At 67.7% G+C, this 5,908-nt stretch carries 5 protein-coding genes and 1 pseudogene; 5 read left to right on the forward strand and 1 reads right to left on the reverse strand.

Going from position 1 to position 5,908, the window contains the following annotated elements; all coding sequences use genetic code 11:
- Positions 1 to 741, forward strand: a pseudogene (mutL, locus tag VIR09_RS14100) (DNA mismatch repair protein MutL); the annotation flags it as partial.
- 2 nt (positions 742 to 743) lie between these two features.
- Complete coding sequence (gene miaA, locus VIR09_RS14105; RefSeq protein WP_332013427.1) at positions 744 to 1,712, forward strand: tRNA (adenosine(37)-N6)-dimethylallyltransferase MiaA; 969 nt, start codon at positions 744 to 746, stop codon at positions 1,710 to 1,712.
- 76 nt (positions 1,713 to 1,788) lie between these two features.
- Here miaA and purM read toward each other — a convergent pair whose 3' ends face one another.
- Positions 1,789 to 2,838, reverse strand: coding sequence for a phosphoribosylformylglycinamidine cyclo-ligase (gene purM / locus VIR09_RS14110; protein WP_332013428.1), 1,050 nt, complete (start codon positions 2,836 to 2,838; stop codon positions 1,789 to 1,791).
- A gap of 380 nt (positions 2,839 to 3,218) precedes the next feature.
- On the opposite strand from purM, the gene hda reads away from it, so the two are divergent.
- The 3 genes from hda to pcnB form a co-directional block, all read left to right on the forward strand.
- A complete protein-coding gene (gene hda, locus VIR09_RS14115; RefSeq protein WP_332013429.1) occupies positions 3,219 to 3,917 on the forward strand; it encodes a DnaA regulatory inactivator Hda in 699 nt (232 codons plus the stop codon).
- Complete coding sequence (locus VIR09_RS14120) at positions 3,914 to 4,612, forward strand: HAD family hydrolase (protein WP_013391641.1); 699 nt, start codon at positions 3,914 to 3,916, stop codon at positions 4,610 to 4,612. Before hda ends, VIR09_RS14120 begins: the two co-directional genes overlap by 4 nt.
- The coding region (pcnB, locus tag VIR09_RS14125; RefSeq protein WP_332013430.1) for a polynucleotide adenylyltransferase PcnB at positions 4,613 to 5,908 on the forward strand (1,296 nt) is incomplete at its 3' end.

Raw genomic sequence — 5,908 nt, forward strand, 5'->3', positions numbered from 1 at the left:
ACCCAGGTTCCGTTCCGCCTGCATGCCGAACCCGCCGGCATTCCGGCCGCGGATTGGCAATCGCTCTACCGGCCGCTCGATGACGACTCGACCGCCAAGACGGCGCCGCTACGCGAACCCGCGCCCACTCCCGCCGCCGCCCTGCCCGCGGACGAGGAACATCCGCTGGGCATGGCGCTGGCGCAGCTGCACGGCATCTACATCCTGGCGCAGACCCGCCGCGGCATCGTGCTGGTGGACATGCACGCCGCCCATGAGCGGGTGGTCTACGAACAACTCAAGCACGCCCTGGACGCGCGCAGCCTGCCGCGCCAGGACCTGCTGGTGCCCGTGGTGTTCCACGCCCAGGAAAAGGACGTGGCGCTGGTCGAGGAATTCGACGAGCAATTGAACGAGCTGGGCTTCGAAATGCGTCAGTCCGGCCCCACCTCGATCGCCGTGCGCTCCGTGCCGGCCATCCTGGCCCGCGGCGACATCGAGACGCTGGCCCGCGCCGTGCTGCGCGACCTCGGCGCCGTGGGCGTTTCGCGCCTGCTGACCGAACAGCGCAACGAACTGCTGTCCACCATGGCCTGCCACGGCTCCGTGCGCGCCAACCGCAAGCTCACCATCGAAGAGATGAACGGGCTGCTGCGCCAGATGGAAGCCACCGAACGCGCCGACCAGTGCAACCACGGCCGCCCCACCTGGATCCAGTGGTCGGTGTCCGACCTGGACAAGCTCTTCCTGCGCGGGCAATAAGCTTGTCGCCGTCCTCCTCCCCAAACGCGACCTCGCTGGTCGTCTGCCTGGCCGGCCCCACCGCGGCCGGCAAGAGCGCCTCCACCCTGGCGCTGGCCGAGCGCTGGCCGCTGGAAATCGTCAACGTCGATTCGGCCACGATCTATCGCGGCATGGACATCGGCACCGCCAAGCCCTCGCCCGAGGAACAGGCGCAGGTGCCGCAGCACTTGCTGGACATCCTCGATCCCATCCAGTCCTACTCCGCCGCCGACTTTGTCGCCGACGCGCTGCGCCTGATAGACGAAATCCGCGCGCGCGGGCGCATCCCGCTGCTGGCGGGCGGCACCATGATGTACTACAAGGCGCTGCGCGACGGACTGGACGATCTGCCCCAGGCGGATCCGGCGCTGCGCGCCGAGCTGGAAGCGCGCGCCGCCATCCAGGGCTGGCCCGCGCTGCACGCCGAACTGGCGCAACGGGATCCCGTCACCGCTGCGCGCCTGGCGCCCAACGACAGCCAGCGCATCCAGCGCGCGCTGGAAATCTGCATGCTGTCCGGCCAGCCCATGTCCGCCCTGCTGCTGCGCGGCCAACGCCCGCGCGACGACCAGGGCAACCAGTACCTCACCATCAGCCTGGAGCCCTCAGACCGCGCCGCGCTGCATGCCCGCATCGAGCAGCGCTTCGACGCCATGCTGGACCGCGGCCTGCTCGATGAAGTGCGCGCCCTGCGCGCCAGGGGCGACCTGCACACGGGCCTGCCTTCCGTGCGCTGCGTGGGCTACCGGCAGATGTGGTCCCACCTGGACGGCGAGGTCGACCTGGCCACGGCCCGCGAACAGGGTATCGCGGCGACGCGCCAGCTGGCCAAGCGCCAGATCACCTGGCTGCGCGCGCAACCCGAGCGCGCCATCGTCGACTGCCTGGCGGCGGATGCCGTGGCGCAGACCATAGACGCGATGGCCATCGCGCTGGCGGGGCGCGCCTAGGCAGGCTTCCTGGCATACGCCGGGCACAAAAAAACCGCGCCGTGGCGCGGTTTCTCATTGCGGCGGAGAGCCAGGCTTACACCACGAAGGTCTGCGCCATGCCTTCCTTCTGCTCGACGATTTCGCCCAGCGTGCTGACGGTCTCGCCCTGCTCGCGCAGCGTGGCCGCGATGGCTTCGGCCTGTGCCGGATCCACCACCAGCACCATGCCGATGCCGCAGTTGAAGACGCGGTACATCTCGGTGTCTTCGACGCCGCCCTGCTGTTGCAGCCACTGGAACAGCTTGGGCATTTCCCAGTTGGCGCGGTGCAGCTGGGCCGACAGGCCAGGCTGCAGGATGCGCGGCACGTTGTCCAGCAGGCCGCCGCCGGTGATGTGGGCCAGGCCCTTGATGCCGGTGCCGTGCTTGGCCAGCGCGGCCAGCACCTGCTTCACGTAGATGCGGGTCGGCGCCATGACCACGTCGACCAGCGGCTGGCCGTGGAAATCGTCGTCGGGCTTGGCGTTGGCGCGCTCGAGGATCTTGCGCAGCAGGGAATAGCCGTTGGAGTGCGCGCCGCTGGAAGCCAGGCCCAGCACCACGTCGCCGGTCTTGATCGACTGGCCGGTGATGATGGCGGACTTTTCGACCGCGCCCACCGCGAAACCGGCCAGGTCGTACTCGCCATCCGGATACATGCCCGGCATTTCGGCGGTTTCACCGCCGATCAGTGCGCAGCCCGACAGCTCGCAGCCCTTGGCGATGCCGCCCACCACCGACGCCGCCGTATCCACCGAAAGCTTGCCGCAGCCGAAATAGTCCAGGAAGAACAGCGGTTCCGCGCCTTGGACCAGGATGTCGTTGACGCTCATGGCGACCAGGTCGATACCCACGGTGTCGTGGCGGTTCCAGTCGAACGCCAGGCGCAGCTTGGTGCCCACGCCGTCGGTGCCCGAGACCAGCACGGGCTCCTTGTACGACTTCGGCACTTCGAACAGGCCGCCAAAGCCGCCAATACCGGCCAGCACCCCGGGACGCATGGTGCGCGCCGCAAGCGGTTTGATACGGTCGACCAGGGCGTCGCCTGCGTCGATGTCGACACCGGCATCGCGGTAGGTCAGAGGGGCGGTAGGTTGATTCGTCATGAGAAATGCCGTGGGGTATGTAACAATTGCTGGGATTTGGGTGGAACGCCCTGCATTTTACGATGTTGCGGGCGCAAGCAGGGATCATCCCTGCCGCGGCGCCGCGAAAGCGGTCCGGACCGGGACGGGCCCGCCAGGACCGGCCGGGGCCGGCGCGGCAGGCAGAACCGGCGCAAACCCAGGCCAGTCCAGGGCCTTGGACGCGACACCTTGGCCCGAGGTGGTTTAAAGTGTAGGGTTGGCCGGTATTGATTTTGCCAGTTTCTGGCGATCAAAACCCGGCGGCCAAAGCCCGAGCAGGGCAGTTTTGACCTGCCGGATTGACCTATCGCTGTATTGATCTGTACTACCTGCCTCGTTTCGGCACCCTGTAAGCTCCCATGAACCGCCAGCTGCTGCTCGACGTTCTCCCCGCGCCAGCGCCATCGCTGAACAACTATATCGCTGGCCCCAATGGGGAAGCGCTGGCGGCGGTGCGCGCGCTGCTTCCCGGCCGCGCCCTGTACATCTGGGGCGCCGCGGGCTGCGGCCGCACCCATCTGCTGCGCGCGCTGACCGCCCGCCCCGACGCCGTCTACATCGACGCCAACGGCGAAAACATGCTGCGCCGCCTGGCCGAAGCCGATTCCAAGTCGCCCATGCCCAAATTCGTCGCCGTCGATGATGTGCACCGCATGAACGACAGCCGCCAGGCCGCCCTGTTTGCGCTCTACAACCGCTGGCGCGAATCCGCCGCCACCGGCCGCGCCTTTGCGCTGGCGCTGGCGGGCGACCGCGCGCCGCTATCGATGCCGCTGCGCGAGGACCTGCGCACGCGCCTGGGCTGGGACCTGGTGTTCCGCCTGGACCCGCTGTCCGACGCCGACAAGCTGGCCGCCCTATCGGCCCAGGCGGCCGAGCGCGGCATGCATCTGGCGCCCGAAATCATCAACTGGATGCTCACGCACCACGAGCGCGACATCCGCAAGCTGGCGGAGCTGATCGACGCGCTGGACCGTTATTCCCTGGCCACCGGCCGTCCCATCACCCTGCCTCTGTTGCGGGCCATGCTCGCAGACCCTGATTCACAACGCACATGACCTCCCGACGCCTCGCCCTGTTCGACCTGGATCACACCCTGTTGCCGCTGGATAGCGACTATCAATGGGCCGACTATCTGGCACGCACGGGCCGCGCCGGGGATCCCGCCGAAGCCCGCCGCCAGAACGACGATCTGATGGATCGCTACAACCGCGGCGAACTCACCGCCGAGCAGGCCGCCGAGTTCATGCTCGGCCTGCTGGCCGCGCATACCCCCTATGACCTGGCGGCCTGGCACGAAGCCTTCATGGAAGAAGTGATCCGCCCGTCCATGACGCCCGCCGCGCGCGACCTGGTGCAATCGCACCTGGAAGCCGGCGACCTGTGCGCGGTGGTCACGGCCACCAACAGCTTCGTCACCGCCCCCATCGCGCGCGCCTTCGGCGTGCCCCACCTCGTGGCCACCGACGCGGAATACCTGCGCGGACGCTACACCGGCCGCATCCTCGGCACGCCCAGTTTCAAGGAAGGCAAGGTGGTGCGCGTCAACGACTGGCTGGCCGGCATGGGATTGGGGCTTGCGGATTTTTCGGAATCGTTTTTCTATAGCGATTCGGTCAACGATGTACCCCTGCTGGAAAAAGTGACCCGCCCGATCGCAGCCAACCCCAGCCCGACCCTGCGCGGCATCGCCCAGGAACGCGGCTGGCAAGTGATCGACTTGTTCGACCACATGGAAGATTCGAAGTCCTAAATGATCACTGAAACCATAAAAAAATTCGTCGGCCGACTGTTCGCGCCGGCAGCCCGGGGGCCGTTGCGCATCACGCGCGACAAACACGGCATCGACCGCCGCAACGTCTCGCGCCACGCGATCAAGGTCTGCGAAGTGCTGCGCCAGCACGGCTATGACGCCTACATCGTGGGCGGCGCCGTGCGCGACCTGATCGTGGGCCTGGAGCCCAAGGACTTCGACGTGGCCACCAACGCCACGCCCGAGCAGATCCGCCCGCTGTTCCGCCGCGCCCGCATCATCGGCCGCCGCTTCCAGCTGGTGCACGTGGTCTTCGGCCAGGAAATCATCGAAACCTCCACCTTCCGCGCGCCCGCCTCGGAAGACCAGGAGACCGACGAGCACGGCCGCATCCTGCGCGACAACGTGTTCGGCTCGCACGAAGAAGACGCGGCGCGCCGCGACTTCACCATGAACGCGCTCTACTACGACCCGCACAACGAGGAAGTCATCGACTTCCACAATGGCGTGGCCGACCTCAAGAAGCGCCAGGTCCGCATCATCGGCGACCCGGCCAGGCGCTACCGCGAAGATCCGGTCCGCATGCTGCGCGCGGTGCGCTTCGCCGCCAAGCTCAACGGCACGATAGACCCGGCCACGCGCCAGCCCATCAGCACCATGGCCGAGCTCATCGACAACGTGCCGGCCTCGCGCCTGTTCGACGAAATGCTCAAGCTGCTGACCTGCGGCCATGCCATGGACTGCCTGCGCCAGCTGCGCGCCGACGGCCTGCACAAGGGCCTCCTGCCCTTGCTGGACGTGGTGCTGGAACAGCCCGGCGGCGAGCATTTCGTGGAACTGGCGCTGGAACGCACCGACGCGCGCGTGCGCTCCGGCAAGACCATCAGCCCCAGCTTCCTGTTCGCCGCGCTGCTGTGGCAGCAGGTCGAGGCGCGCTGGAAGCAACTGCGCGCCCAGGGCGAACACACCATCCCGGCGCTGTCGCAGGCCGCCGATTCGGTGCTGGACGAACAAACCGAAAAGCTCGCCATCCAGCGCCGCTTCTCCTCGGACATGCGCGAGATCTGGTTCATGCAGCCGCGTTTCGAGCGCCGCATGGGCAAGACCATCTACCGCATGATCGAGCAGCCGCGCTTCCGTGCCGCCTGCGACTTCCTGCAGTTGCGCGCCGCCGCCGGCGAATTCGACAGCGTGCTGGCGCAATGGTGGATGGACCTGGCCAACGCCGACGACGTCACCCGCAGCGAGATGATCGAAGAGATAGCCCGCCAGCCGCGCGAAGCCGGCGACGCGCCC

The organism is Achromobacter sp. (genome assembly GCF_036567245.1).
GTDB lineage: Bacteria > Pseudomonadota > Gammaproteobacteria > Burkholderiales > Burkholderiaceae_B > Achromobacter.

Bases quoted from the DNA above. Each gene is read 5' to 3' on its own strand.
- purM (WP_332013428.1), bottom strand. From the start codon at position 2,838: ATGACGAATCAACCTACCGCCCCTCTGACCTACCGCGATGCCGGTGTC.
- hda (WP_332013429.1), top strand. From the start codon at position 3,219: ATGAACCGCCAGCTGCTGCTCGACGTTCTCCCCGCGCCAGCGCCATCG.
- VIR09_RS14120 (WP_013391641.1), top strand. From the start codon at position 3,914: ATGACCTCCCGACGCCTCGCCCTGTTCGACCTGGATCACACCCTGTTG.